Source organism: Nocardioides sp. WS12 (assembly GCF_014108865.1).
Classification (GTDB): Bacteria; Actinomycetota; Actinomycetes; order Propionibacteriales; family Nocardioidaceae; genus Nocardioides.
The window spans coordinates 3,090,255-3,115,322 of sequence record NZ_CP053928.1; the positions used below are offsets into that span (position 1 = coordinate 3,090,255).

The 25,068-nt window shown below is 68.8% G+C and carries 27 protein-coding genes; 16 read left to right on the plus strand and 11 right to left on the minus strand.

Annotation, left to right across the window (positions count from 1 at the left end):
- Nucleotides 1-4 precede the first annotated feature (4 nt).
- The 3 genes from HRC28_RS15025 to HRC28_RS15035 all read left to right on the plus strand — a co-directional run bounded on the left by HRC28_RS15025 (nucleotide 5) and on the right by HRC28_RS15035 (nucleotide 2,670).
- Nucleotides 5-793: a glycerophosphodiester phosphodiesterase family protein gene (locus HRC28_RS15025; RefSeq protein ID WP_182376301.1), complete on the plus strand. Its 789-nt coding sequence runs from the start codon at nucleotides 5-7 to the stop codon at nucleotides 791-793.
- The gene (locus HRC28_RS15030) at nucleotides 790-2,181 is read left to right on the plus strand and encodes an MFS transporter (RefSeq protein ID WP_182376302.1); all 1,392 of its coding nucleotides are present in this window, start codon (nucleotides 790-792) and stop codon (nucleotides 2,179-2,181) included. The genes HRC28_RS15025 and HRC28_RS15030 overlap by 4 nt, the downstream gene beginning before the upstream one ends.
- Nucleotides 2,182-2,280: 99 nt before the next feature.
- Entirely contained in the window at nucleotides 2,281-2,670 is a 390-nt protein-coding gene (locus tag HRC28_RS15035) for an RNA polymerase-binding protein RbpA (RefSeq protein ID WP_056716677.1), read from the plus strand.
- 15 nt (nucleotides 2,671-2,685) lie between these two features.
- Here HRC28_RS15035 and HRC28_RS15040 read toward each other — a convergent pair whose 3' ends face one another.
- From HRC28_RS15040 to HRC28_RS15055, 4 genes are all read right to left on the minus strand, one after another.
- Entirely contained in the window at nucleotides 2,686-3,159 is a 474-nt protein-coding gene (locus tag HRC28_RS15040; RefSeq protein ID WP_182376303.1) for an FxsA family protein, read from the minus strand.
- A 19-nt stretch (nucleotides 3,160-3,178) separates the two neighbouring features.
- Nucleotides 3,179-3,934 carry a polyprenol monophosphomannose synthase gene (locus HRC28_RS15045; protein WP_237111498.1) on the minus strand — a complete coding sequence of 252 codons (756 nt, stop codon included), beginning with the start codon at nucleotides 3,932-3,934 and terminating at the stop codon, nucleotides 3,179-3,181.
- Nucleotides 3,927-5,444: an apolipoprotein N-acyltransferase gene (gene lnt / locus HRC28_RS15050; protein ID WP_237111499.1), complete on the minus strand. Its 1,518-nt coding sequence runs from the start codon at nucleotides 5,442-5,444 to the stop codon at nucleotides 3,927-3,929. Before lnt ends, HRC28_RS15045 begins: the two co-directional genes overlap by 8 nt.
- A 425-nt stretch (nucleotides 5,445-5,869) precedes the next feature.
- Nucleotides 5,870-6,334 (minus strand): Lrp/AsnC family transcriptional regulator, encoded by a 465-nt coding sequence (locus HRC28_RS15055; protein ID WP_082574222.1) that lies wholly within the window; start codon nucleotides 6,332-6,334, stop codon nucleotides 5,870-5,872.
- Nucleotides 6,335-6,404: 70 nt separating this feature from the next.
- Here HRC28_RS15055 and HRC28_RS15060 point away from each other — a divergent pair, with 70 nt between their 5' ends.
- From HRC28_RS15060 to HRC28_RS15115, 12 genes are all read left to right on the plus strand, one after another.
- Entirely contained in the window at nucleotides 6,405-7,334 is a 930-nt protein-coding gene (locus HRC28_RS15060; RefSeq protein WP_237111500.1) for a 5'-3' exonuclease, read from the plus strand.
- Between the two features lie 138 nt (nucleotides 7,335-7,472).
- The gene (urtA, locus tag HRC28_RS15065) at nucleotides 7,473-8,717 is read left to right on the plus strand and encodes an urea ABC transporter substrate-binding protein (protein ID WP_182376304.1); all 1,245 of its coding nucleotides are present in this window, start codon (nucleotides 7,473-7,475) and stop codon (nucleotides 8,715-8,717) included.
- Nucleotides 8,718-8,820: 103 nt separating this feature from the next.
- Nucleotides 8,821-9,705 carry an urea ABC transporter permease subunit UrtB gene (urtB, locus tag HRC28_RS15070; RefSeq protein ID WP_182376305.1) on the plus strand — a complete coding sequence of 295 codons (885 nt, stop codon included), beginning with the start codon at nucleotides 8,821-8,823 and terminating at the stop codon, nucleotides 9,703-9,705.
- Nucleotides 9,702-10,781, plus strand: coding sequence for an urea ABC transporter permease subunit UrtC (urtC, locus tag HRC28_RS15075; protein WP_182376306.1), 1,080 nt, complete (start codon nucleotides 9,702-9,704; stop codon nucleotides 10,779-10,781). The genes urtB and urtC overlap by 4 nt, the downstream gene beginning before the upstream one ends.
- Nucleotides 10,778-11,533 carry an urea ABC transporter ATP-binding protein UrtD gene (urtD, locus tag HRC28_RS15080; RefSeq protein ID WP_182376307.1) on the plus strand — a complete coding sequence of 252 codons (756 nt, stop codon included), beginning with the start codon at nucleotides 10,778-10,780 and terminating at the stop codon, nucleotides 11,531-11,533. Before urtC ends, urtD begins: the two co-directional genes overlap by 4 nt.
- Nucleotides 11,526-12,206: an ATP-binding cassette domain-containing protein gene (locus HRC28_RS15085; RefSeq protein WP_182376308.1), complete on the plus strand. Its 681-nt coding sequence runs from the start codon at nucleotides 11,526-11,528 to the stop codon at nucleotides 12,204-12,206. Before urtD ends, HRC28_RS15085 begins: the two co-directional genes overlap by 8 nt.
- A 3-nt stretch (nucleotides 12,207-12,209) precedes the next feature.
- On the plus strand, nucleotides 12,210-12,512 hold the full coding sequence (locus HRC28_RS15090; protein WP_182376309.1) for an urease subunit gamma: 303 nt from the start codon (nucleotides 12,210-12,212) through the stop codon (nucleotides 12,510-12,512).
- A gap of 61 nt (nucleotides 12,513-12,573) precedes the next feature.
- A complete protein-coding gene (ureB, locus tag HRC28_RS15095) occupies nucleotides 12,574-12,861 on the plus strand; it encodes an urease subunit beta (RefSeq protein WP_346010505.1) in 288 nt (95 codons plus the stop codon).
- Nucleotides 12,854-14,560: an urease subunit alpha gene (locus HRC28_RS15100; RefSeq protein WP_182376310.1), complete on the plus strand. Its 1,707-nt coding sequence runs from the start codon at nucleotides 12,854-12,856 to the stop codon at nucleotides 14,558-14,560. Before ureB ends, HRC28_RS15100 begins: the two co-directional genes overlap by 8 nt.
- A 7-nt stretch (nucleotides 14,561-14,567) precedes the next feature.
- Entirely contained in the window at nucleotides 14,568-15,227 is a 660-nt protein-coding gene (locus HRC28_RS15105; RefSeq protein WP_202033086.1) for an urease accessory UreF family protein, read from the plus strand.
- Entirely contained in the window at nucleotides 15,220-15,936 is a 717-nt protein-coding gene (gene ureG / locus HRC28_RS15110; protein WP_237111502.1) for an urease accessory protein UreG, read from the plus strand. Before HRC28_RS15105 ends, ureG begins: the two co-directional genes overlap by 8 nt.
- Complete coding sequence (locus HRC28_RS15115; RefSeq protein WP_182376312.1) at nucleotides 15,920-16,654, plus strand: urease accessory protein UreD; 735 nt, start codon at nucleotides 15,920-15,922, stop codon at nucleotides 16,652-16,654. The genes ureG and HRC28_RS15115 overlap by 17 nt, the downstream gene beginning before the upstream one ends.
- On the opposite strand, the gene HRC28_RS15120 is transcribed toward HRC28_RS15115, so the two are convergent.
- Nucleotides 16,651-17,736: a substrate-binding domain-containing protein gene (locus HRC28_RS15120; protein ID WP_237111503.1), complete on the minus strand. Its 1,086-nt coding sequence runs from the start codon at nucleotides 17,734-17,736 to the stop codon at nucleotides 16,651-16,653. The genes HRC28_RS15115 and HRC28_RS15120 overlap by 4 nt on opposite strands.
- Nucleotides 17,737-17,909: 173 nt before the next feature.
- Between HRC28_RS15120 and HRC28_RS15125 the strand changes: the two genes are divergently transcribed.
- Complete coding sequence (locus tag HRC28_RS15125; RefSeq protein WP_182376313.1) at nucleotides 17,910-18,290, plus strand: MarR family transcriptional regulator; 381 nt, start codon at nucleotides 17,910-17,912, stop codon at nucleotides 18,288-18,290.
- Nucleotides 18,291-18,299: 9 nt separating this feature from the next.
- On the opposite strand, the gene HRC28_RS15130 is transcribed toward HRC28_RS15125, so the two are convergent.
- From HRC28_RS15130 to HRC28_RS15155, 6 genes are read right to left on the minus strand one after another with little or no spacing between them, the layout of a single operon-like run.
- Nucleotides 18,300-21,035, minus strand: a complete 2,736-nt coding sequence (locus HRC28_RS15130) for a DEAD/DEAH box helicase (RefSeq protein ID WP_237111504.1) — start codon at nucleotides 21,033-21,035, stop codon at nucleotides 18,300-18,302.
- Nucleotides 21,032-21,901 (minus strand): diacylglycerol kinase, encoded by an 870-nt coding sequence (locus HRC28_RS15135; protein WP_182376315.1) that lies wholly within the window; start codon nucleotides 21,899-21,901, stop codon nucleotides 21,032-21,034. The genes HRC28_RS15130 and HRC28_RS15135 overlap by 4 nt, the downstream gene beginning before the upstream one ends.
- Nucleotides 21,902-21,910: 9 nt before the next feature.
- Nucleotides 21,911-22,750 (minus strand): twin-arginine translocase subunit TatC, encoded by an 840-nt coding sequence (tatC, locus tag HRC28_RS15140; protein ID WP_237111505.1) that lies wholly within the window; start codon nucleotides 22,748-22,750, stop codon nucleotides 21,911-21,913.
- Nucleotide 22,751: 1 nt separating this feature from the next.
- Nucleotides 22,752-23,009 carry a Sec-independent protein translocase subunit TatA gene (locus HRC28_RS15145; protein WP_182376317.1) on the minus strand — a complete coding sequence of 86 codons (258 nt, stop codon included), beginning with the start codon at nucleotides 23,007-23,009 and terminating at the stop codon, nucleotides 22,752-22,754.
- 58 nt (nucleotides 23,010-23,067) lie between these two features.
- On the minus strand, nucleotides 23,068-24,087 hold the full coding sequence (locus tag HRC28_RS15150) for a WYL domain-containing protein (protein WP_182376318.1): 1,020 nt from the start codon (nucleotides 24,085-24,087) through the stop codon (nucleotides 23,068-23,070).
- Nucleotides 24,084-25,046, minus strand: a complete 963-nt coding sequence (locus tag HRC28_RS15155) for a WYL domain-containing protein (protein ID WP_182376319.1) — start codon at nucleotides 25,044-25,046, stop codon at nucleotides 24,084-24,086. Before HRC28_RS15155 ends, HRC28_RS15150 begins: the two co-directional genes overlap by 4 nt.
- Nucleotides 25,047-25,068: the final 22 nt, after the last annotated feature.

Genomic DNA, 25,068 nt, shown 5'->3' on the forward strand with positions numbered 1-25,068 from the left:
GGCGATGTACCTCCAGCCCGGCAAGGTCCTGGCGTTCGCACACCGCGGCGGGGCCTACCACCCCGAGATCGAGGGTCTCGAGAACACGATGGCGGCCTTTCGGCACGCGGCTGCCCTCGGCTACGACTACCTCGAGACCGATGTCCACCTGACCGCGGACGGCGTGCTCCTCGCCTTCCACGACGACGTCCTGGACCGGGTCACCGACCAGAAGGGCGCGGTTCGCGACCTCACCCTGGCCGAGGTCCGCAAGGCCCGGATCGGCGGCCGCGAAGAGGTGCCGACACTCGTCGACCTGCTCGACGCCTTCCCGTCGGCCCGGTTCAACATCGACATCAAGTCCGAGGACGCGGTGGCCCCCCTGGCCACGCTGATCCGTGACCGGGACCTCTGGGACCGGGTGATGGTCGGTTCCTTCTCGCGACGACGCACCAGCCGCTTCCGCAGGTTGACCGACGGCCGGGTCCCGACCGCCGCCGGCCTGTGGCAGATCGTCGTCTTCCGGTTCTCCCCCAGCGCTGCGATCGCACATCGTCTCGCCGGCGACGAGTTCGCTGCCTTCCAGGTCCCGCACCGGCGAGGGCGGCTGACCGTGGTGACGCCCGGGTTCGTACGCAGGGCCCATGCCGCGGGGCACCAGGTGCACGTGTGGACGATCGACGACCGCACTGAAATGACCGAGCTCCTCGACCGCGGAGTCGACGGCCTCTTCACGGACCGCACCGACGTGCTCAAGGATGTCCTCCAGGGGCGCGGCCAATGGCTGTCCGCGCAGGGAGGGACAACCACATGAAGTCGACCGACGGGCCTGCGGGCATCGCCGATCTCACACCACTGAACCGGGCCAAGGAACAGCGCGCCTGGTTCTTCTACGACTGGGCCAACTCGGCGTTCGCCACCACGATCGCCGGCGTCCTGTTCGCGCCGTACCTCATCTCGATCGCGGAGAAGGCCGCCTGTGGCTTCGTCAGCGAGGACGACCACAAGTGCCGTCAGAGCCTCGAGTTGCTCGGGCTCTCGATCTCGCCTGGCTCCCTGCCGTCGTACGTCATCACCCTCTCCACCGTGCTCGGAGCGCTGCTCTACCCATTGATCGGCGCCCTCGCCGACCGCACCGCCCGCAAGCCCACACTGCTCGCCGGCTTCGCCTGGACCGGCGCTGCTGCGGCCGGCCTGCTGTTCTTCCTGGTCGATGACAACTGGCTGTTCGGCAGCATCGTCTTCATCGTGGCCAACCTGGCGTTCGGCGCCTCGACCGTCATCAATGACGCGATCTTGCCGATCATCTCCGAGGAGTGGGAGCGAGATCGCGTCTCCTCCATCGGCTGGGCCTACGGGTACGCCGGCGGTGGACTGCTGTTGGCAGTGAACTTCGGCGTCGTCACCTTCCATGACTCCCTTGGCCTGAGTACGGCGACCGCGGTCCGGCTCTGCATGCTCTCCGGTGCCATCTGGTGGGCAGCGTGGACGGTCATCCCGTGGCGCGGCATCAAGCACCATCCCCCGGCAGCCGTCGAGCACGTGGAGGGCGGCATCGTCGCCCGCTCGTTCGGCCAGCTGTTCGCGACGCTGAAGGACCTGCGCAACTACCCCGTCGCGCTGACCTTCCTGGTCGCCTACCTGTTCTTCAACGACGGCATCCAGACGGTCATCGGGTCGGCCGCCATCTTCGGCGAGAAGGAGCTCGGCTTCGCGACCGGAACTGTCCTCGGCACGTACCTGCTCGTTCAGTTCGTGGCCGTCTTCGGTGCCGTCGGGTTCGGCCGCCTGGCACGGCGCCATGGCGCGAAGAAGGTCATCCTCTGGGGCCTGTGCATCTGGATGGTCATCGTCAGCGCCGCCTTCTTCATCCCGGACGAGACGCTGTGGCCCTTCCTGCTGCTGGCCGTCGCGATCGGCGTGGTCCTCGGTGGCACCCAGGCGCTTGCCCGGTCCTACTTCTCCCTGTTCATCCCGAAGGGCAAGGAGGCCGAGTACTTCAGCCTCTACCACGCCATGGACCGCGGGACGTCCTGGTTCGGAACGCTCACGTTCGGGCTGGTCTACCAGTTCTCCGGCTCCTACCGGCCGGCGATCTTCGCGCTGATCGCGTTCTTCGTGATCGGGGCCCTGCTGCTCCTCCGGGTGGACACCGAGCGGGGCATCCGAGAGGCTGGCAACACCCCACCGCCCGTGATCTGACGTGACGGCGGACACCCGCCCGGTTTGCGAAAGGCTGGAACCTTTTACCGGCGGGTAGCGTTGACAGATCAGAGACGAAACACGGGAGGTGGAGTTCTCATGGCTGAGCGGACATTGCGGGGCGCCCGACTGGGGGGCCAGTCGTTCGAGGACGAGCGCGGAATTGAGTTTGCGGCTCGCCAGCAGGTGGGTTATCGCTGCACCCAGGGACACGAGTTCGAGATCACCATGTCGATCGAGGCCGACGTGCCCGCGGTGTGGGAGTGCCCGCGCTGCGGAGCCGAGGGCGAGAGCACCTCGGGCATCGAGCGTGAAGTGAAGGTCGAGAAGCCCCAGCGCACCCACTGGGACATGTTGCTGGAGCGGCGCTCGGAGAAGGAGCTCGAAGAGATCCTCACCGAGCGGCTGGAGTTGCTGCGTGGCGGCGAGATCGGTCCGGCGCACCTGCACCGGGCCAACGCTCGCAAGCGGAAGGCCGCCAAGGCCTGACGCTGTCGTCAGGCCCTACTCGGGATCGACGACCTCGCCCCGGACCACGTCGCCCTGCGGCGGTGTTCCGGGGCTTGTTCGCGTTCCGGGCCCCGTTCGAATCGTGATCCGGTTGACGGCGTACGACGTCAGCAACCCGCGGAACAGCGGGCGGGTGATCGGCAGGATCAGCAGGATGCCGAGGATGTCGGTCACGAACCCGGGGCTGAGCATGAAGGCTCCGCCCAGCACCACCAGCACGCCGTCGGCGAGTTCACGGGCGGGCATCTGACCGGTCTGCAGTCGCGCCTGGAGCGCCTGCCAGGCGCGCCGACCCTCCCGCTTGATCAGCCAGGCGCCGATGATGCTGTCGAGCACCAGCAGCAGGATCGTCCACCAGGGACCGATCGCCTGACCGACCTGGATGAGCACGAAGATCTCCAGGATCGGCATCACGACGAACGCCAGGAACAGCACCAGCGCTGCCCGGCGCCCGCCTCGTCTCACCATGTCGACCCCATGCCCCACCTCATCGACGCAGCCGCGCCTTGAACTTGCTCCAGCGCTCACGCAGGCCCCACGCGGTGATCCGCTTGAGGGATTCGATGGCGACCTGGCCGCTCATCTTCGACTCGCCGCGCACCCGCTCGACGAACTCGATCGGAACCTCGCGCACCGTCATACCGCCGCGCAGGGTGCGGGTGACCATGTCGGTCTGGAAGACGTAGCCGGTCGACTTGACCTCCTGGAGACGGATCTTCTCCAGGGTGGTCCGCCGGAACAGCCGGTAGCCGGCCGTGGCGTCGCGGACCGAGATGCCGAGCAGGATGCGGACGTAGAGATTCCCGCCGCGGGACAGCACCTCGCGCTGCCACGGCCAGTTGACGACCGAGCCACCGGGAATCCAGCGCGATCCGATGACCAGGTCGGCGTCGGCCAGGCCCGCCAGCAGGCGGTGCAGCTGTTCGGGCTGGTGCGAGCCGTCGGCGTCCATCTCGCCGATGACGTCGTAGCCGGCGGTGATCGCCCAGTCGAAGCCGGCGAGGTACGCCGCCCCGAGCCCGCCCTTGGCGGTGCGGTGCAGCACGTGGATCTGCGGGTCCTCGGCGGCCAACTCGTCCGCAACACGGCCGGTGCCGTCCGGGGATCCGTCGTCGACGACGAGGACGTCGAGGCTGGGCTGGGCGAGACGGAGCCGGCCGACGATCCAGGCGAGGTTCTCTGCCTCGTTGAACGTCGGAACGACCATGACAGTGCGGCCCAGGTCTGGGATGTGATCAGGCAACGGTTTCCTCCTCCGTGAACCCGGCCGACTCTTGCCTACGACGGTACGCGAAAGCGCCACACACGAGAGCAGCAAGGGTCATCACGGTGAACAACCGGGACGGCCACGCTCCCCAGCGCATCGCCGGGGTCAGGTCGGTGCTCAGACCGACCTCCTGGACCAGAACGGTGGTGGTGCGCGGCTCCGCCGACGCAACGACCGCGCCGTCGGGCCCGATCACGCCGCTGCGCCCGTTCGTCGAGGCGACCGCGAGCCATCGACCGGCCTCGATCGCCCGCATCCGGGTGATCGCGAACTGCTGCTCGATCTGGTGGGTGAAGATGAAGCTCGCGTTGCTCGTCTGGACGGTCAGCAACTCGGCGCCGTCCCGCACCTGGGCGGGCATGACGTCGTCGTACGCGACGTCGAAGCAGATGGCGTCGGCGAGGTCGACGCCCGCGACGCGGAGCGGTGTCTGGCGGGTGCCGCTCTTCATGTCGCGCGAGACCAGGGCGAGTTGCCCGAACTTCGGGTCCCAGTAGCGACGGAACGGGATGTATTCGCCGTACGGCACCGGGTGCTGCTTGGTGTAGCGGTCACCCGGGCCGCTCACTGGGTCCCACACGATGCCCTGGTTGAGGATGTGCTCCTCGCCGTCGTCGACGATGCCGCCGACGATCACCGGCACCCCGATGCTGGTCACGGCGTCGTGGATCCCCCGGTTGACCGGGGCGTCGAGGAACGGGTCGACCGCCGTCGAGTTCTCGGGCCACAGCACGAAGTCGGGCTTCGGGCGGGTGCCGGCTGCAACGTCCGCCGCGAGCTGCAGCGTCGCGTCGACGTGGTTCTCCGTGACCCCCCGCGGATCGAACAGGATGTCGTTGCCCGGACCGGGCACGTCGCCCTGCACCACGGCCACCGTCGTGGTGCCCGTCTCCTGGACGTCGTACGACAGGACAGCAGGGGTGATGAGGAGCGCCAGGACGCCCACCAGGGCGCCCGCACGCACCCGCCGCTCCCCTGTGTCGGACTCGACGAGATGGGCCAGCAGGAAGCCCGTGAGTGCCAGCAGGAAGGACAGCCCGGTCATCCCGACGTAGGCGACGGCGGGCGCGGTCGGGGTGTCGATGGCAGCGAACGCCAACCGGCCCCAGGGCAGGCCGCTGAACGGCCAGCCGCCGCGGAACGTCTCCATCGTGGTCCACGCCGCGGCCAGCCACACGGGAGCGGCTGGCAGGCGGCGGAGCACGGGTACGGCGAGGCCGAGCAGGCCGTAGAAGAGCGCTTCGAAGGCCGACAGCACCACCCAGGCGTCCGGCCCGACCGACGTCCGCATCCACGCGAGGTGGGTGAACATGAACCCGGCACCGAACAACACACCCAGCACGCCGGACCGGCGCACCGTGAGATCGCGCATCACGAGGGCGAAGCAGGCGACGCCGAAGGGCAGCAGCCAGGCGAGCGCGAGCGGTTCGAACGAGGCGGCCAGCAGGACCCCGCCGAACACCGCGAAGAAGGAGCGCTGCAGCACTCGCCGAGCCTAGTCGGCACCTTCACGAGCCATGGCATCAGGCTCGGAAGGGGCCGGGTCTCCTTCGGGCCATCGCGACTTTCGACTGGCGGCCGATGTGCGCGACGTTGTCTAGGGAGGTCCGGACCCTTCCGGTTCGCTCTCGAGGAGCGAACCGACCTCCGCGAACCGATGTCGGGTGGAGTTGGTGCTACTCCCCCGACGCCCGGCCACTCGGACGTCGGTCCGCCTGCCACGACCTGCACGAGCGAACGAATCCGTACTCTGGTCAGCCACGCCTTGCCTGTCAACCGCCTGCTGACCTGCACTGATACGTGTTCTCGCAGGTCAGCGCGGGATCACTGGCCCGGAAAAAACTCCAAAAAACATCGGAGACACCGGCGTGTCGCGAGCGGCGCGCCGAGGGCACTTCCGAACGGTGACGCTCAGCCGGAAACCGGACGGTTCTCGTAGTACGTCGAGAGCACGATCGTCGTGTGCGTCGAGACGTTGGCCACCGTGCGGATCCGCCCCAGCAGCCCTTCCATCTGGGCGGGCGACGTCGTCCGCACCTTGAGGATGTAGGACTCCTCGCCGGCCACCGACCAGCACGACTCGATCTCCGGCATGCCCACCAGTCGCTCGGGGCAGTCGTCCGGCTGGGACGGGTCGATCGGGCGGATGGCGATGAACGCCGTGAGGGGCAGGCCGATCTCGGCGTAGTTGACCGTCGCGCCGTAGCCGAGGATGAGACCGCGCTGTTCGAGGCGCTTGACGCGCTGGTGCACGGCTGAGGTGGAGAGGCCCGTGGTCCGTCCGAGATCGGTGTAGGACATCCGCCCGTCCTTGGCCAGGAGCTCCAGGATCTGCCGATCGATGACCTCGACCGCTGGATTGATGCTCTGGCTCACGGGGTCAGCCTAGGGCAGGCCGGCGTCGGCACCGGCCACATCTCGCTGTGGGGCCCTAGGCTGGGCCGCGATGACCGATCGACTGATGCTCCTCGACACCGCCAGCATGTACTTCCGCGCCTACTTCGGATCGCCCGAGATCCTCGCGCCCGACGGCACGAACGTGAATGCGGTGCGTGGCCTGCTGGGCTACATCTCGAGCCTGGTGGAGCAGTACGAGCCCACCCATCTCGTCTGCTGCTGGGACGACGACTGGCGTCCGCAGTGGCGCGTCGACCTCATCCCCACCTACAAGGCGCACCGCGTCGTCACCGAGGTCGCGGATGCTCCGGATGTCGAAGAGGTGCCCGACCCGCTCGGGTTGCAGGTGCCGATCATCCGCGAGGTGCTCGCGGCGTTCGGTATCGCCGTGATCGGAGCGCCCGGTTACGAGGCCGACGACGTCATCGGGACCCTGGCCACCGGTGCAGGCATGCCCGTGGACGCGGTGACCGGCGACCGCGACCTCTTCCAGTTGGTCGACGACGCCGCCGGGGTCCGGATTCTGTACATCGGCAAGGGCGTCGGGCGGCACGAGCGCGTCGACGAGGCCTGGGTCCTGGAGAAGTACGGCGTCCGCGCCGACCAGTACGCGGACTTCGCCACGTTGCGCGGGGACGCGTCCGACGGACTGCCCGGTGTGAAGGGTGTCGGCGACAAGACGGCCGCCTCGCTGCTCCAGAAGTACGACGACGTCGCCGGTGTCCGCGCGGCGGTCGACGACCCGGGCAGCGATCTCGGCCCCGGCCCGCGGCTCAAGATCCGGGAAGCGTCGTCGTACCTCGACGTGGCCCCGAAGGTCGTCGCGGTCGCTCGCGACATCGATCTCCCCCGCGGCGATGCCCTGGCACTCCCCCGCACGCCCGTCGATCCGGACGCCCTGGTGGCGCTCGCGGAGCGGTGGTCGCTGGCCTCGCCGGTCACGCGACTCACGAATGTTCTTTCCGGGACTACTTCGTAACACCGATTTCATTCCATTTGGTAGTAGTTGGAAATCAGCCCTTCCTAGGTTCATCGCCACCGGGGCACGACGCCGTGCCCCATGGCTCCGAGCCTGCAGCCCGAGACTGCAGGCCGATGACCGAGAGGGTCCACCCACGTGTTGCATTCCCGCACCCGCCTTGCGACAGGCACCGTCCTCGCGCTCACCGCAGCGCTCAGCCTGAGCGCCTGTGGTGGCACCAAGTCCGGAGAGGAGAGCGCGGTCGAGAGCTGCGTCGACACCTCCGGTGACACCATCGAGCTCGGGTTCCTCAACTCCACCTCCGGTGCGATGGCGATCAGCGAGCAGACCGTTCGCGACTCGCTCTCGATGGCCGCTGAGGAGATCAACGCCGACGGCGGCATCCTCGGCAAGGAGATCAAGTTCGTCGAGGAGGACGGCGCCAGCGACCCCGCCATCTTCGCCGAGAAGATCGAGAAGCTGCTGACCGGCGACTGTGTCGCTGCCGTCTTCGGTGGCTGGACCTCGGCATCGCGCAAGGCGATGCTCCCGGTGGTCGAAGCCAACAACGGCCTGCTGTTCTACCCCGTCCAGTACGAGGGCCTCGAGGCGTCGAAGAACATCTACTACACCGGCGCCACGACCAACCAGCAGATCATCCCGGCGATGGACTTCCTCAAGACCAAGGGCGTCAAGACGCTGTTCCTGGCGGGCTCGGACTACGTCTTCCCGCGCACGGCCAACAAGATCATCAAGCAGTACGCCGCCGAACTCGGCATCGAGATCGTGGGCGAGGAGTACGTCCCGCTGGATGACGACGACTGGACCACGCAGGTCGCCAAGATCGTCGCGGCCAAGCCGGACTTCGTGTTCAACACGATCAACGGATCCTCGAATGTCGGCTTCATCAAGGCGTACTACGAGCAGGGCCTGACGGCGGAAAAGACGCCGATCATCTCGGTGTCGATCGCCGAGGAAGAGGCGCCGGCGATGGGCAAGGACGTCACCGGGCAGTACGCCGCATGGAACTACTTCCAGTCCGTGAAGAGCCCGGCCAATGACGCCTTCATCAAGGCGTTCCAGGACAAGTACGGCAAGGACCGTCCGACGTCCGACCCGATGGAGGCGGCGTACACCTCGCTCTACCTCTACAAGAACCTGGTCGAGAAGGCCGAGTCCTTCGACGTGGACAAGATCAACGAGTCCGCAGACGGGGTGTCCTTCGACGCGCCGGAAGGCACGGTCGTGATCGACGGCGAGAACCACCACATCGCCAAGACCGGTCTGATCGGCCAGATCAACGCCGACAACCAGTTCGACGTGGTGTGGGACTCCGAGAAGCCGATCGAGCCCGACCCGTTCCTCAAGGGCTACGCCTGGTGGGACCCGAGCAAGGGCTGACCTGAGTCGGTTCACCCCGACCCGTTCCTCCCACACCACCCGGGGTGTCGTGCCTACGCGGTACGGCGCCCCGGGGCTCTCCCCCCAGCCAGGAGACCCCGTCTTGGACGCGTTCACCACTCCCCTGCTCGCCGGCACTGCGACCGGCGCGCTCCTCCTCATCGCCGCGCTCGGCCTGGCCCTCACCTTCGGCCAGATGGGCGTCATCAACATGGCGCACGGTGAGTTCCTCATGGCCGGCGCCTACACGACCTTCCTCACGCAGCAGGTCGTCACGAACACCGACCTCTCGATCCTGGTCGCCCTGCCCATGGCCTTCCTGGTGGCAGGTGCACTCGGCCTCCTGCTCGAGGTCGCGATCATCTCGTGGATGTACCGGCGCCCCCTCGACACGCTGCTGGTGACCGTGGGGGTCAGCCTCCTGCTGCAGCAGCTCGCGAAGGACATCTTCGGAGCGCAGGGCGACCCCGTGCAGACACCGGGGTGGCTCGACGGGTTCATCAACGTCTTCGGCTATCACTGGCCGTACCGGCAGATGTTCACGATCCTGCTCGCGCTCGCCGCCCTCGGCGCGCTCGGGCTCCTGTTGAAGTACACCGCCTACGGTCGCCAGATCCGCGCGACCGTGCAGAACCGCGACCTCGCGGAGACGATGGGGGTTTCGACCCGCACCATCGACCGGGTCACGTTCTTCGTCGGCTCCGGACTCGCGGGTGTGGGCGGAGTCGCGGTCTCGCTGATCTCCGGAACGAACCCGAACCTCGGGACGACGTACATCATCTCGGCGTTCCTCGTCGTGGTGGCCGGAGGACTCGGACAGCTCAAGGGCACCGTCATCGCGGCGTTCGCCGTCGGGATCGTGACGGCGTTCTTCACCGACTGGTTCAGCTCGAGCATGGCGCAGGTGTTCACGTTCGCGCTCGTCGTGATCTTCCTCCAGCTCAAGCCCCAGGGCCTGTTCACCGTGCGCACGAGGGGGCTGGCATGAGGACCAACCTGCAGAAGTGGGGGCGGACGTGGGGTCCGCTCATCGCCATCGCACTGGTCGCTGTGGCGCTGCTGGTCATCGCTCCGGCCGTGCTGAGCCCGTTCCGGCTCAACAACCTCGGCAAGTACGTCTGCTGGGCGATCGCCGGCGTCGGCATCGGACTGGCCTGGGGCCGTGGCGGCATGCTCGTCATGGGCCAGGGTGTCTTCTTCGGCCTCGGTGGCTACGCCATGGCGATGCACCTCAAGCTCGAGGCCGCGATGGCGACGGGCGGACCGGACGCCGTACCGGACTTCATGGTCCTGTACGGCGACGGGACGATGCCGGGCTGGTGGGAGCCGTTCCGCAGCGGCCCGTTCACGCTCTTCGCGATCGTGGTCGTGCCCGCTGTCGTGGCGGCGATCCTCGGGTTCGCGATCTTCAAGCGCAGGGTGAAGGGCGCGTACTTCGCGATCCTCACGCAGGCGCTGGCCGTCGCGTTCGCGACCCTGCTGATCGCGACCATCCAGCAGACCGGCGGGTTCAACGGGCTCAACCAGTTCACGTTGTTCTTCGGCTACAACCTGTACGACCCGGTGAACAAGAAGATGATCTACTCCATCGCCGCCGGGGTGCTCGTCGTGTGCCTGCTCATCGTGTGGCAGCTGTACCGCAGCCGGTTCGGTGAGCTGCTGGTCGCGACCCGCGATGCCGAGGAACGGGTGCGCTTCCTGGGCCACGACCCGGCCAACATCAAGCTCGCCGCCTTCGTGGTGGCAGCCGTGATGGCGAGCATCGGTGGGGCGTTGTTCACCCCGATCACCGGCATCATCTCGCCGTCGGACGTCGACGCCACCGCCTCGATCTTCCTGATCGCCGGCGTCGCACTGGGCGGTAGGGCCCTCCTCCTGGGACCGGCGCTCGGTGCCATCGCGGTCGGGTTCGGCCAGACCACCTTGTCGGAGTCCTTCCCCGACCAGTGGACCTACTTCCTCGGCCTGCTGTTCATCATCGTCATCCTGTGCTTCCCCGCGGGCCTCGGCAACGCGTGGTCGCAGGTGACGGCCCGGTTCCGAAAGAGCGAGGTGGCGTCATGAACGACGACTATCTGGAGATCCGCGGCCTCACGGTCGACTTCGACGGATTCAAGGCCATCGACGGGGTGGACCTGACCCTGCTGCAGGGCCAGCTCCACTTCCTGATCGGTCCGAACGGAGCCGGCAAGACCACCCTCGTCGACGCCGTGACCGGCCTCGTTGCGGGCACCGGGTTGGCCCGGTACCGCCACCAGGACCTGTTGCGGATGAAGTCCCACCGCATCGTGCGAGCGGGCATCGGGCGCACCTTCCAGACCGCGTCCGTGTTCGAGGAACTCTCGGTGCTGCAGAACCTGGACATCGCCGGCGGCATCCACCGCTCCGCCTGGGGCATGATCCGGGCCCGCCGCGGGACGCCGTCGTACGTCGAGGAGGCACTCGAGACGATCGGCCTGAGCGCGCTGCGGGACAAGCCGGCCGGGGTCCTGGCCCACGGGCAGAAGCAATGGCTGGAGATCGGCATGCTGCTCGTCCAGGACGCCCGGGTGATGTTGCTCGACGAGCCCGTCGCCGGCATGAGCGCCGAGGAACGAGACGCCACCGGTGAGCTGCTCCTCAGGATCGGCAAGGAACGAACCATCGTCGTCATCGAGCACGACATGGACTTCGTCCGGAACTACGCCCAGCTCGTCACCGTGATGCACGCAGGGAAGGTCCTCGCCGAGGGCAGCGTTGCCGAGATCCAGGCCAACGCCCGGGTCCAGGAGGTCTACCTGGGCCGCACCGTCGAAGCGGAGGTCAACCGTGCTTGAACTGCGTGACGTGACCGCCGGTTATGGCCGGACCAGGGTCCTGGAGAACGTCTCGATCGAGGTCCCCGATGGTGGCGCGGTGGCCATCATGGGCCACAACGGTGCCGGCAAGACGACCCTGTTGCGGGTCGCCGTGGGGCTGTTGCCCGTGATGAGCGGCCAGGTGCTCCTCGACGGCGAGGACGTGACGCGACTGCGTCCCAACAAGCGGGTACGACGAGGGGTCGGCTACGTGCCCCAGGGCCAGCTCTGCTTCCCGCAGATGACGACGCTGGAGAACCTGCAACTGGTCAGCGCCGACCGGGCCGAGATCGACGGTGTCCTGGGCACCTTCCCCGCGCTGGTGGACCTGCTCCCCCGGCGGGCCGGGCTGCTGTCCGGCGGACAGCGCCAGCAACTGGCGATCGCCCGGACGCTGCTCACCAAGCCACGACTGCTGATCCTCGACGAGCCGACCGAAGGCATCCAGCCCAATGTGGTCGCCGAGATCGAGTCCGTGATCGCCGACCTGACGAAGCGGGGCGATCTCTCGGTGCTGCTGGTCGAGCAGCACGTCGGCTTCGCGCTGCGGAGTACGGACTCGTACTACGTCCTGGAATCGGGACGGATCACGTCCAGCGGCGTCGGCGGAGCGGGTGCCCTGGAAGCCGTCCGAGCAGCGATGGCGGTCTGAGGCATGCATCTGACTCCGTCCGACACGGAGAAGCTCCTGCTCAGCGTTGCCGGCATGGTCGCCCGCGACCGCCTGTCGCGCGGCGTCCGCCTCAACTATCCCGAGTCGGTCGCCCTGCTCTCGTGCTGGGTGATCGAGGAAGCACGTGCCGGGGCGCGGGTCGCCGATCTCATGGAACGCGGCCGGGACGTGCTCGCACGTGACCAGGTGATGGTCGGTGTCGCCGACATGATCCGCGACGTCCAGGTCGAAGCCACCTTTCCGGACGGGCGCAAGCTCGTCACCCTGCACCACCCGATCGCGTGAGGAGACTGTTGTGGGCATCGTGACCGAGGGGCCGGGCGCCACCCGGACCGGCGCCGGGACCGTGGTGCTCAATGGCGACCGCGCCGCCCCGCAGCGGGCCGTGGTCGTGTTCACCAACACCGGTGACCGTCCGATCCAGATCGGGTCCCACGTGCACCTCCCGGACGTCAACAGCGCGCTGTCCTTCGACCGATCCGCGGCCCTCGGGTTCCGGCTCGACATCCCGTCGGGGACGTCGCGTCGCTTCGAGCCGGGAGCTTCGCAGGAGGTCGCGATCGTGGCGCTCGGCGGGCTTCGACGCGTGCCGGGCATCCAGATCAAGCCCGAAGGCGGGTCCCTCGATGGTTGAGATCAGCCGGGCGTCGTACGCGGCCCTCTACGGGCCGACGGTGGGCGACCAGGTCCGGCTCGGTGACACGGACCTGTGGATCGAGGTGGAGCACGACCACGTCGTCGGCGGTGAGGAAGCGGTCTTCGGGGGCGGCAAGTCGATCCGGGAATCGATGGCTCAGTCGATCCGGTCGTCGGCCGAGGGCGCGCTCGACACCGTCATCACCAACGCGCTCGTCCTCGACCACTGGGGCATCGTCAAGGCGGACGTCGGCATCCGCGCCGGGCGGATCGTCGCGCTGGGCCGGTCCGGCAACCCGGACATCGCCGACGGCGTGCACCCGGACCTCGTGATCGGGCCGGGAACGGACGTGATCGCCGGCGAGGGGCGGATCCTGACGGCGGGGGCCATCGACGTCCACGTCCACCTGCTGTCCCGCTCGCAACTGGTCGAGGCGCTCGCCACCGGCATCACCACGGTTGCGGGCGGTGGTACCGGCCCGTCCGAGGGTTCCAAGGCCACCACGGTGACGCCGGGCGCCTGGCACCTCGCCGCCATCCACCGCGCCCTCGACACGGTTCCGCTCAACGTGCTGCTGTTCGGCAAGGGCAACACGGTCAGCGCTGCGGGACTCGCCGAGCAGGCACTGGTCGGTGCAGCCGGCTACAAGGTCCACGAGGACTGGGGTTCGACCCCGGCGGCCATCGATGCCTCGCTGCGTGCGGCCGACGAGTTCGGCCTCCAGGTGGCCTTGCACTCCGACAGCCTCAACGAGGCGGGCTATGTCGAGTCGACGGTCGGCGCGATTGCCGGTCGTGGGATCCACGCCTTCCATGCCGAGGGCGCGGGGGGTGGCCACGCACCGGACATCCTGACCGTGGCCTCGCTCCCCCACATCATTCCGGGGTCGACGAACCCGACCCTTCCGCACACCGTCAACACGGTCGCCGAGCACCTCGACATGCTGATGGTCTGCCATCACCTGAACCCGCAGGTGCCCGAGGACCTGGCTTTCGCGGAGTCGCGTATCCGGGCCACCACGATCGCGGCCGAGGACCTGCTGCACGACATCGGAGCGCTGTCGATCACCTCCTCCGATGCGCAAGCCATGGGGCGCATCGGAGAGGTGATCTGCCGGACCTGGCAGGTGGCTCACGTGATGAAACGGCAGTTCGGCAACCACGCCGATCTCGGCACGGGACCGGCCGACAACACGCGGGCGAAGCGGTACGTCGCCAAGTACACGATCAACCCGGCCATCGCCCACGGCATCGACCACGAGGTCGGGTCGATCGAGCCCGGGAAGCTGGCGGACCTCGTCCTCTGGGACCCGCGCTTCTTCGGGATCCGGCCGGACGTGGTGATGAAGTCGGGAGCGCTCGTGTGGGGTGCGCTCGGCGATCCGAACGCGTCGATCCCGACGCCGCAACCAGTGCTGATGCGACCCACCCTCGTGGACGACGGCAGCCCTTATGGAGTCAGCTTCGTGTCTCCGGCCGCGCTGGCCGACGGGTTGGCGGACCGGCTGGGGCTGCGGCGCCGACTCGCCGCCGTACGACCGACCAGGGAGGTGAGCAAGGCGTCGATGATCAACAACTCGGCGCTGCCGCGGATCGACATCGACCCGGAGACCTTTGCCATCGACGTCGACGGCGAACGCGTCGTCCCCGCTCCAGCCGAGGAGCTGCCGCTCGCGCAGCTCTACTCGATGTTCTGAGCAGCCCGTGCCGCACCCCGAACTCCTGATGCTGCTGCTGGCCGACGCGCGTCTGCCCGTCGCCGGGCACACGCAGTCCGGAACGCTCGAGGGCGCCCTGACCAACGGTCTGGACCCGGCCGATGTGCCCGGCTACCTGCGCAGCCGGATGCTCGGAGTGACCCGGGTCGAGGCGGGCACGGCCGTTGCCGCCCGCCATGCGGTGCGAACCGGTTCGGACCTCGCGGTCGTCGATCGTGCCTGGGCCGCACGCACCGTCTCCCCCGCGCTGCGCGACGCAGCGCGGCTGCAGGGCCAGGCCCTGTTGCGCCTCGCGACCCGCGTCTGGCCGGCATCGGTCGGCGTGCTGGGCGAGGTGGTGCGACCGAGCAGGTCGACCGTGCTCGGGTCACTGGCGGCCCATCTCGACCTCGGCGCCGCTTCGCTCGCGCGTCTCGTCGTGTACGACGACGTGCAGACCGTCTGCGCGGCAGCGCTGAAGCTCCTGCCGCTCGACCCGGTGGTCGTGACGGGCTGGGTGCATCACGCGCTCGACAGTGCCGACGACGTGGTCGATGCCGTCGCCGACGTACGAACGCCCGATCAGATCCCCGCCGTTGCCTCACCCCAGATCGAGGCATGGGCACAGGCCCATGCCGGTTCATCAAGGAGGTTGTTCCGTGCCTGAACTCGCCGCTCTCCCCCATCCGGCCCGACCGTTGCGACTCGGCGTCTGCGGCCCTGTGGGCACCGGCAAGAGTTCGTTGATCGCACTCCTGTGCCGGGAGCTCGCCGAGCGGCTGGAACTCGCGGTCGTCACGAACGACATCTACACCGACGAGGACGCACGCTTCCTGCGGTCGGCCGGCGTGCTGGAGACCGACCGGATCCGCGCGGTGGAGACCGGGGCGTGCCCGCACACGGCGATCCGCGACGACATCAGCGCGAACCTGATGATGGTCGAGGACCTGGAGTTCGACTACCCGGAGCTGGACGTCGTGCTGATCGAGTCCGGTGGCGACAACCTCACGGCGACCTTCTCCCCTGCCCTCGTGGACGTCCAGATCTTCGTGCTCGACGTCGCCGGTGGGGGCGACGTGGCGCGCAAGGGCGGGCCGGGCATCGAGCGGGCCGACCTGCTGGTCGTCAACAAGACCGACCTGGCGCCGTACGTCGGGGTCGACGTGGTGCAGATGCTGGCCGACGCGACCGTGGCGCGCGAGGAGCGTCCCGTCATCGGGCTGTCACGCCTCGACCGGGCCAGCATCGACGCCCTCGTGTCGTGGCTGGACGGCGTTCGCGCGCACCACCTGTCTGGCGCGCTCGTGCCGATCGATCCCGGCCCGATGGCGGTTCACTCCCACGCACATGCGCACGGGCATGCTCACGAGCACTGAGCGATCGGCGCGGACCCGGATCCGGGTCACTCGGGGCGAGGGTCTGGCGCGCTGCCGCGTGCGCAGCGCCGTGACGCTCTCCGATTCCACCGCCGCATCGATCCGACCGATGCTCGTCGACCACGACCGGGAGGGCGCTCGCGTCTCCCTCGTGCCGGAGGGTGCACTGCTGCTCGCCGGCGACGCCATCGAGATCGACGTGACGGTCGACGCCGGCGCCCGGCTGGACCTCATCGAGCCCGGTGGCACGGTCGCCTTCGACATGCGCGGTGGTGCGGCGTCCTGGTCGGTGCTGGTCACGCTCGGTCCCGGTGCGGTCCTGACCTGGGCCGGTGAGCCGTTCGTGGTCTCGGCGGGCGCCGACGTGGAGCGCCGTACGGTCGCCCGGTTGGCGCCGGGTGCGTCGATGCTGCTGCGCGAGACCCTGGTCCTCGGTCGGTACGGCGAGCTCCCGGGCGCCGTCCGCCAGCGCACCGAGGTGACCGTCGACCGGCTCCCGTTGTTGATCGAGGACCTGCCACTGGATCCCACGACGACGCCCGCGCTGTTGGGTGGGCACCGGGTGCTCTCGTCGGTGCTCGCCGTCGGCGGTACCGGGCCGGCGGAGGGGCCGGCCGAGGATCGGTACGACCTGGACGGTGGCGGCACACTGTGGCGGCGACTCGGGGTCCATGCCCACGAGACGGGCCTGGTCGCGGCCTGGGCGGCGGGCTCCTAGTGGGCGCGCGCGATCTGCTGTTCGATGCGGAACCCGAGGCCGTCGGCCGCGGCGAGATAGACGTCCTGGTCGAGCAGGTTGCCGTCGAGGCGCATCAGGCCGCGCGGGCTGGCGTAGAAGTGGCCGGACTCCAGGCTGGACAACGCCCGGACGTCGAGCGAGCCGCACACCTCACCCACGCGGGCGAGGAAGAACAGCGCTTCGTAGCAGGACTCCCCGACCGCGTTCAGTGCCGGCGCCCAGCGGCCCCAGCGGGCGTAGTAGGCGCGGGCCAGTTCAGTGCTCTCCGCTGTACCGAGGCCGTCGAAGTACGCCGCCGCGGCGTAGAGGCCGTGGTTGGCCGCGGCTCCTCCAGCCAGCAGGGTGTTCTCCTCGACGGCCGGACTGAGCCGGGGCAGGTCGACCGACAGGCCGGAGCGGGCGAACTGGCGATTGAAGTGGACCGCGTCCTGACCCATCAACAGCATGATGACGCCGTCGATCGGCTGCCGGGCGAGATCGGAGAGCACGGTGCTGAAGTCGCTCGTCCCGAGCGGCACGTAGGTCTCGCTGACGATCTCCGACGACGTGTCCTCCAGGGCGAGGCGTGCCGTGGTGCCGGTGACGCGCGGGAAGACGTAGTCGTTGCCGACGATCGCCCAGCGACCGATGCCGAGCTCCTCGCGCATCCAGTGCGCCGCCGGAAGCAGCTGGTTGATCGGACGCTCACCGAGCATGAAGACGCCCGGCGTCGCGTCACCGCCCTCGTGCATGGCCGCGAACGCGTAGAGCACGCGCCCGCCGACGCGAGCTGTGATGGCCTGGCGGACCGCCGAGATGTGCCAGCCGGCCACCGCCTGGACCCGTCCGCTGTCGACCAGGCGCCCGACCTCGTCCGCCACGAGCGCGGGCTCGCGGCCGGCATCGACCACGACCAGCTCGACCTGCCGGCCGGCAATGCCGCGCCGCGCGTTGAGTTGCTCGACCGCGAGCTCGCCGCACGCCAGGCAGGACGGCCCGTAGATGCCCGTCGGTCCCTGGAGCGGTACGACGAAGGCGATCGACAAGACGTCGACCGTCGGGTCGCGGGGCAGGTCGGGCACGGGACCTCCGTGCGGGACGTGGGCTGTCCCGGCCGGCGACATTGCGGGCACGTGGTGCAACCAGAATTGGTGGGGCCATGCCTACGATAGAGCCGACTCCGCGGCGTAGCGGCGTCGTTAACGCGATTGTCACGAAGACGTCTCAAGGCACCGCCAGCCCGAAGGAGACCGCCGTGGGCCGGGTCACCACCCATCACCGGGTTTCGTCGAGCATCGCGGTGCAGGTACGCCAGGTCGAGGCCACCGTTCGTGACGCGCTCCAGCCGCTCCTCGACGAGCACGGCCTGACGCTCGAGCACTGGCGGATCATCGCCGTCATCGACGACGAGCCCGGACTGGGGATGAGCGAGGTGGCCGTCGCGGCCGTCGTTCCCGCGGCCAGCCTGACCCGCCACATGGACCGACTGGTCGAGCGGGGCCTGGTGGTGCGGCGAGCCGACCCCGAGGACGGTCGCCGGGCCGTCGTGGCGTTGTCCCCCCGCGGCCAGACCTACGCAGCGCAGCTGCGCGACGTCGAGCAGTCGCTGACGCTGCCGGAGCCCCCGCGGGACTGATGGGTTGGCTCAGCCGCCCGCAACGATGCCACGGCGCAACAGCTTCACCAGGTCGCGTGCGGTGTCGCGCACCGGTGTGCCGGCTGCCGCGTTGGCGATCTGCCCGGCGAAGTCGATCAGCTGCTTCATCTGGCGCACGAAGTCGCCCGCCGTCTGATCGTTGCGCGTGATCACCTCGTCGAGGTCCTGACCGCCCGCCCACCGGAACGCGGTCCAGGCGAAGCCCGGGTCGGGCTTGCGCAGGAAGTCCAGGCGATGGGTGCGTTCGAGTTGCTCGAGCTCGGACCAGAGCCGGGTCATGGCGTCGATGGTCTCCGAAATCGCCCCGCCGGGCACGTTGCCCGGACCCTCCTCGGGACGGCGGGCCTCGTAGACGAGTGAGGAGAGCACCGCACCGAGCTGCTGGGGCGTCAGCCCGTCCCACAGGCCCAGCCGCAGGGATTCGGCGGCGACGAGGTCGAGATCGGAGTAGATCCGCATCAGCGCGCGGCCGCGCTCCGTGACCGCGTCCTCCTCGAGATAGCCGAGGGCCGTGAGCACCTCGCACACCCGGTCAAAGGTGCGCGCCACCGTGTTCGTGCGCCGCTCGATGCGTTCCGACAACATCTGCGCGTCCTTGCCGAGCTTCGCGTGCCGCTCGGCCCACCGGGCATGGTCCTCGCGGTCGTCGCAGCCGTGGCAGGGATGCGCACGAATCTGTTGGCGGATCTCGGCGATCTGCTGCGCGACACCCTCGTCGACCGGTCCGCGCTCCGACCGCGGGCGCGTCACGGAGGCAGGAAGCGCGCGCACGGCAGCCCGGACTGCCTGCGCGATGTCCTTGCGCTGCTGCGGGTTGCGGGTGTCGACGCGCTTGGGGAGCCGGATCTTCGCGACCGGCTCGACGGGCACCGGGAAGTCGATCATCGCCAGCCGACGGCCCTGGCGTTCGGCGGTGATCACCAGCGGCCGGTGTCCCTGCTCCGACAGTCCGGGTTCGACGACCACCGCGGGGCCGGCGAACTTCCCGACCGGCACCACGATCACGTCACCGGGGACGAGGGTCTCGAGCGACGCAGCCGCCTCGCTGCGGCGGTCGTGTCGTCGTACCTTGCTGGACTGCTTCTCCAGCTCGGAGATCTGCTGGCGCAGGCCGGCGTACTCCATGTAGTCACCGAGGTGGCAGTGCGCCGACTCCGCGTAACCCGCCAGGGCGTCCTCGGCCTTGCGGAGTTGCCGCGCGAGCCCGACGACGGCCCGGTCGGCCTGGAACTGGGCGAAGGACATTTCGAGCAGCTCGCGCGCGCGGTGCCGGCCGAAGGCGTGCACCAGGTTGACCGCCATGTTGTACGACGGCCGGAAGGATGAACGCAGCGGATAGGTCCGGGTGGACGCCAGACCCGCCAGGTCGCGCGGGTTCATGCCGGGCTGCCACAGCACGACGGCGTGGCCCTCGATGTCGAGGCCGCGGCGACCGGCGCGGCCGGTCAACTGGGTGTACTCCCCCGGCGTGATGTCGGCGTGCGTCTCGCCGTTCCACTTGCTCAGCTTCTCGAGGACAACGGTCCGCGCCGGCATGTTGATGCCGAGGGCCAGGGTCTCGGTCGCGAACACGATCTTCACGAGCCCGCGCAGATAGAGCTCCTCGACGCACTCCTTGAACGCCGGCAGCATCCCGGCGTGGTGGGAGGCCACCCCTCGAGACGCGGCATCGAGGAAGTCGTCGTACCCGAGCACGTCGAGGTCGTCGGGGGGCATCGTGCCGAGGGTGCTCTTGACGTAGGCGATCGCCTCGTCGCGCTCCGCCGCGGTCGTGAGGCGGACGTTCGCGTCCAGGCACTGCTGGACGGCGGCGTCGCATCCCGCGCGGCTGAAGATGAAGTCGATCGCGGGGAGCAGGTTCTTGCGCTGCAGTTGCTCGAGGACGTCGAGGCGACCGGGAATCCAGATGCGGCGGCCGTTGCCGACGGGGCGGCTGCCCGGGCCACCGGGACGCCCACCCTTGCCGCCGGACTTCGGCGTGCGGTGACCCTTGAGGCGAGATGACGCAAAGTCGTCGCGGGCGAGCTTGACCAGTTCCTCGTTGACGGGCGCACCTTCGCGCACGAAGCCGGCGGCGGCGTCAACGTCCGAGGACGCGAACAGGTCGTGGAGTTGCCGCCCGGCCATCACGTGCTGGAACAACGGCACCGGGCGCCGTTCCGCCACGATGGTGCGCGTCGCACCGCGGACCGTCTCGAGCCATTCGCCGAACTCCTCGGCGTTGGAGACCGTGGCGGAGAGCGACACCACCGACACCGACTCGGGCAGGTGGATGATGACCTCTTCCCAGACCGCGCCCCGAGCACGGTCGGCGAGGTAGTGCACCTCGTCCATGACCACGAAGCCGAGTCCGACGAGGGTGCGCGAGCGCGCGTAGAGCATGTTGCGCAGCACCTCGGTGGTCATCACGACCACCGGCGCTTCGCCGTTGATGGAGGTGTCGCCGGTCAGCAGGCCGACCTGGTCGGCGCCGTGTCGGGCGACGAGGTCGTTGTACTTCTGGTTCGACAGCGCCTTGATCGGAGTCGTGTAAAAGCACTTGCGGCCGGTCTCGAGTGCGAGGTGGACCGCGAACTCCCCCACGACCGTCTTGCCGGCACCTGTCGGCGCCGCCACCAGGACGCCGTCGCCGTCCTCGACCGCCTTGCAGCCTTCGACCTGGAACTCGTCGAGCGGGAAGGGGAAGGTGCCCGCGAACGCGTCGAAGACGGGATGACTGCTCATGCCCATACCTTGACGGCTCCGGGTACGCACTCGACGGTCAGGGGTAGCGGACCGAACCGCTCGCCGTCCGCGTAGCCGACGATTCCGGCGCTCGCCACCGTCACCCGGCGCACCAGGTGCCGCTCGTACTGGGGATGGTTCACGTGCGTCCCGTTGAAGAGTTTCGGGAAGGTTCGGGCCAGTTCGACGCGGCCCATCGGCTTGATCAGGACGACGTCGAGCAGGCCGTCGTCGAGCACGGCGCCGTGCGTGATCCGCAGTCCGCCGCCGTACGACGGCCCGTTCCCGACGGCGACCAGCATCGCTTCGACCTGGCGCTCCTCGCCGTCGAGGTCGAGCACGTAGTGGAGGGGCTCGAAGACCCGCAATTCGGCCAGGGTCGCCAGGTTGTAGCGCATCTGGCCCTTGGGCCAACGCATCCGGTTGGCCCGCTCGTTGGCCACCGAATCGAACCCGGCAGCCAGAACCCCGCCGTACCAGCGGTCGCCGACGCGGGCGAGGTCGATCGGCCGGGGGCTGCCGTTGATGATCCGCGCGGCGGCCGCGGCGCCGTCGCGTTGCGGGATGTCGAGGGAGCGGGCGATGTCGTTGCCCGTGCCGCCCGGGAGGATGCCGATCGGGACGTCGGTACCGGCGACCGCCTGGAGACCGAGGTTCACCATGCCGTCGCCACCGCACACGACGAGTACGTCGGGTTCCTCGGCGACTGCCGCGCGGGCCAGATCGAGGGACTCCTCCGCGTCACGGCCGTAGAGCGCCGTCGTACGCCATCCGGCCCCGTGGAAGCGCGGAAGCGCCTCGTCACGCATGCGCGCGCCGCGTCCCTTCCCCGACGTGGGGTTGGTGAGGACGACCGCGCGAGGCACAGGTGAAGGTTAGGGCAGCGGGCTGGCTTCGTCGGGCGACAGGCCCGCGTTGATGGCCTTCTTGCCGCGGCGACGGTCGTTGAGCCGCGCGATGATCTCTGAGACAAAGAACAGAAGGACCATCGGGACGGCCATGAAGCTCATCGTGAACGGGTCACCCGAGGGCGTCATCACGGCGGCGAAGATGAAGGAGCCAACCACGATCCAGGGACGGTGCGCGCCGAGAGTCTTGCCCTTGATCACGCCGGCGAAGTTGAGCAGCACGACGAACACGGGGATCTCGAACGCGATGCCGAACCCGAGCAGGGTGCGGCTGAAGAAGGTGAGGTACTCGTTGAACTCGACGAGGTTGGTCAGTTCGTCCGGGTTCAACCCGATCAGGATTTCGAGGCCCTTGGGCAGGGTGACATAGCCCAGCACGATGCCCACGAAGAAGAGGGGCCCGGCGATGACCGCGAAGATCGCGGTCCACTTCTTCTCGTTGCGGTGCAGGCCCGGGAGGATGAATGCCCAGATCTGGTAGAGCCACACAGGACTGGAGCCGACGAGCGCGGCCAGTCCACAGAGCTTGAGGTAGAGCAGGAAACCGCCGGCTGCGCCCGAGGTCGTGGCCTCGGTGGCGCCGTCCGGAAGTGCCTTCTGCGCCTCGAGGTAGGGGTCGAGGACGAGATGGAGCAGCGGATCGTAGAAGAACAGCGCGATGGCGAAGGCGACGACGATCGCGAACGCTGCCTTCAGCAGGCGGGCGCGCAACTCCCGTAAATGGTCCGACAGGGCCATTCGCCCGTCTGCACCGACCGGGTGGACCGGGGTGCCGACGAGCAGCTTTGCAACTCCGAACAGGGACAACTCAGGCGTTGTTCTCGCGGCGCTCGTCGACGATCTCGCCCTCGGCGACATCGTCGGCGGGGTTCAGTTCAGCCTTCGGCGCGGCCGGCTTCTTCTCGTCGTCGTCGCGCAGGCCCTTGGTCTCGGCCTTGAAGATGCGCAGCGCCTGGCCCGTACCGCGGGCGAGGTCGGGAAGCTTGGCAGCACCGAACACGAGGATCACGATCGCCAGGATGATGAGCCACTCGGCTCCCTGGGGCATTCCGATCAGGGGGTTCATTTCGGCGACCAACTCTCACATCTCAGACTCGGGGGACGGACTCCATGCTACGCGTACCTCAGCGGTAGAGGCTGAGGGTCTCCTGTGCGGCGGCAGTGAAAGATTCGGTGAACTCCTGAGGTCCTGTCACGGTGGCATGTGGAGCCAATCGCATGAGCAACCTGGTGAGCCATCGTCGATCCACCACGACGAGGTCCACGATGGCCGACCCGTCGGGTTGCGGTCGGACGTCGCGCATCGGGTAGTACTCGGTGGCCCAGCGTGCCTCGGGGCCGAGGTGGAGGGTCACCACGGTGCTGCCGGGCTGGTTGGCGTCCCGGAACAGTCCGTCGTTGAGGTCGCGCGGCGCCCGGCGCGGGGTGCTGATCGCGCTCTCCAGGACTTCGGCCTTGGCGATCCGGTCGAGCCGGAACAGCCGGTCACCCTCGGCGCGGTGGCACCACGCGTCGAGGTAGGCGAAGACACCGTGGCTGACGACCCCGTGCGGGTCGACGACGCGCTCGGTCTCCTCGCCTCGCGAGGGAACGAAGTACGCCAGTCGCACCTGTCGTCCCGCGACGGCAGCCTCGTTGAGCACCCGGGTCATCTCCACCTGGGCGACCTGGGCGGCGTCGTGGGGCGAGGGGGTCACGTCGACGTGGTTGGCGCCGGCCGTGGTGACTGCCTTCTCGATCTTGCGCAGGACCTGTTTGACCAGGGCGCGGGTCTCCCCCGTCGACGTGTCGCGCAACATGCGCAGCGCCACGATCACGGCCGACGCCTCGGTGGCGCTCAGGCGTAGCGGACGGGCGAGGTAGTCGGCGTTCTCGACCCGGATCACACCCTCGGTGACGGGGCTGCCCTCCGAGGTCTCGATGGCATCGAGGTCCACGTCGATCAGGTCACCGGGCAGGCCGCCGGGCAACCCACACATGAAGAGCACCTTCAGGTCGCGCAACACCTGCTCCGAGGACGTGCCGAGCAGCGCCGCCGCCTCCTCGAGGCGTACGCCGTCGCGGTGGTGCAGGAACGGCACCAGCATCAGCAGTCGGGCGACCTGGTCGCGGGCTCCGGCGCCCGTCGCGCGGGTCGTCGTCATCGGGCGACCAGTTCGAGTCGGTCGATGATCCGCTGGCGCACGGCCACCGGTTCGAGGAGCACCACATCGGATCCCTGGGCGAGCACGTCGTCGGCCAGACCGATCGCGGGGCGGGTGATCTCGACGCGGTCCCACGCAGAGTGATGGTCGGGTCCGGCGACGCCCGTCTCGATCCGGTCGGCGTTGCGTCGGAAGACATGGCCGGCGCCGTGGCGCACGAGCAGCACGGCGTGCTCAGTGCCCGTTGGCGGAGCCAGCCGCCGGGCGATCTCGCGTACGTCGGTGTCCGGCGGGACGTCGTACGCACCCGGAGGGCCGACGGTCCGGACGGGGCCCTGCACGCGGGAGAGGCGGAAGACGCGCTCCGCGCCGCGGTCGGAGTCGTGGCCGACGACGTACCAGCGCCCGGAGTAGCGGACCACTCCCCACGGCTGGACGTGGCGGGTGAGGGCGTTGTCGGCGCCGGGACGCTTGTAGTCGAACTCGATGGCCATCCGCTCGCACACCGCGATCCAGCAGGTCTCGAAGGCAGGCTCCTCGGCGGTCAGGAGCGGCTGGGCGATCTCGAGGGCGTCGAGGTCCACGTCGATGCCGGCAGCAGAGAGCTTGCGCACGGCGTCGGTCGTCGCCTGGGCCATCGTGGCGTGCTGCCAGACCCGCGAGGCAATGCCCACGACGGCCGCCTCTTCGGGCGTGAGCTCGATGTCGGGCAGGGCGAAGGCCTCGGGCGGAATGCGGTAGCCGACCTCGTCCTCGAACAGCGGGTCGATCGAGGCGACCTCGACGGGCACGCCGAGACTCCGCAACTCATCCTTGTCGCGCTCGAACATCTTCTCAAAGGCGTCCGGACGCGAGTCGGGGTACAGCAACTCGCGGATCCGGTCCTTGGCGATGGGACGCCGCTGGACCAGGAGCATGATCAGGAGGTTGAGCAGGCGCTCGCTCTTCGGAGCAGGCATGGGATCAATTGTGCCCGGTGGG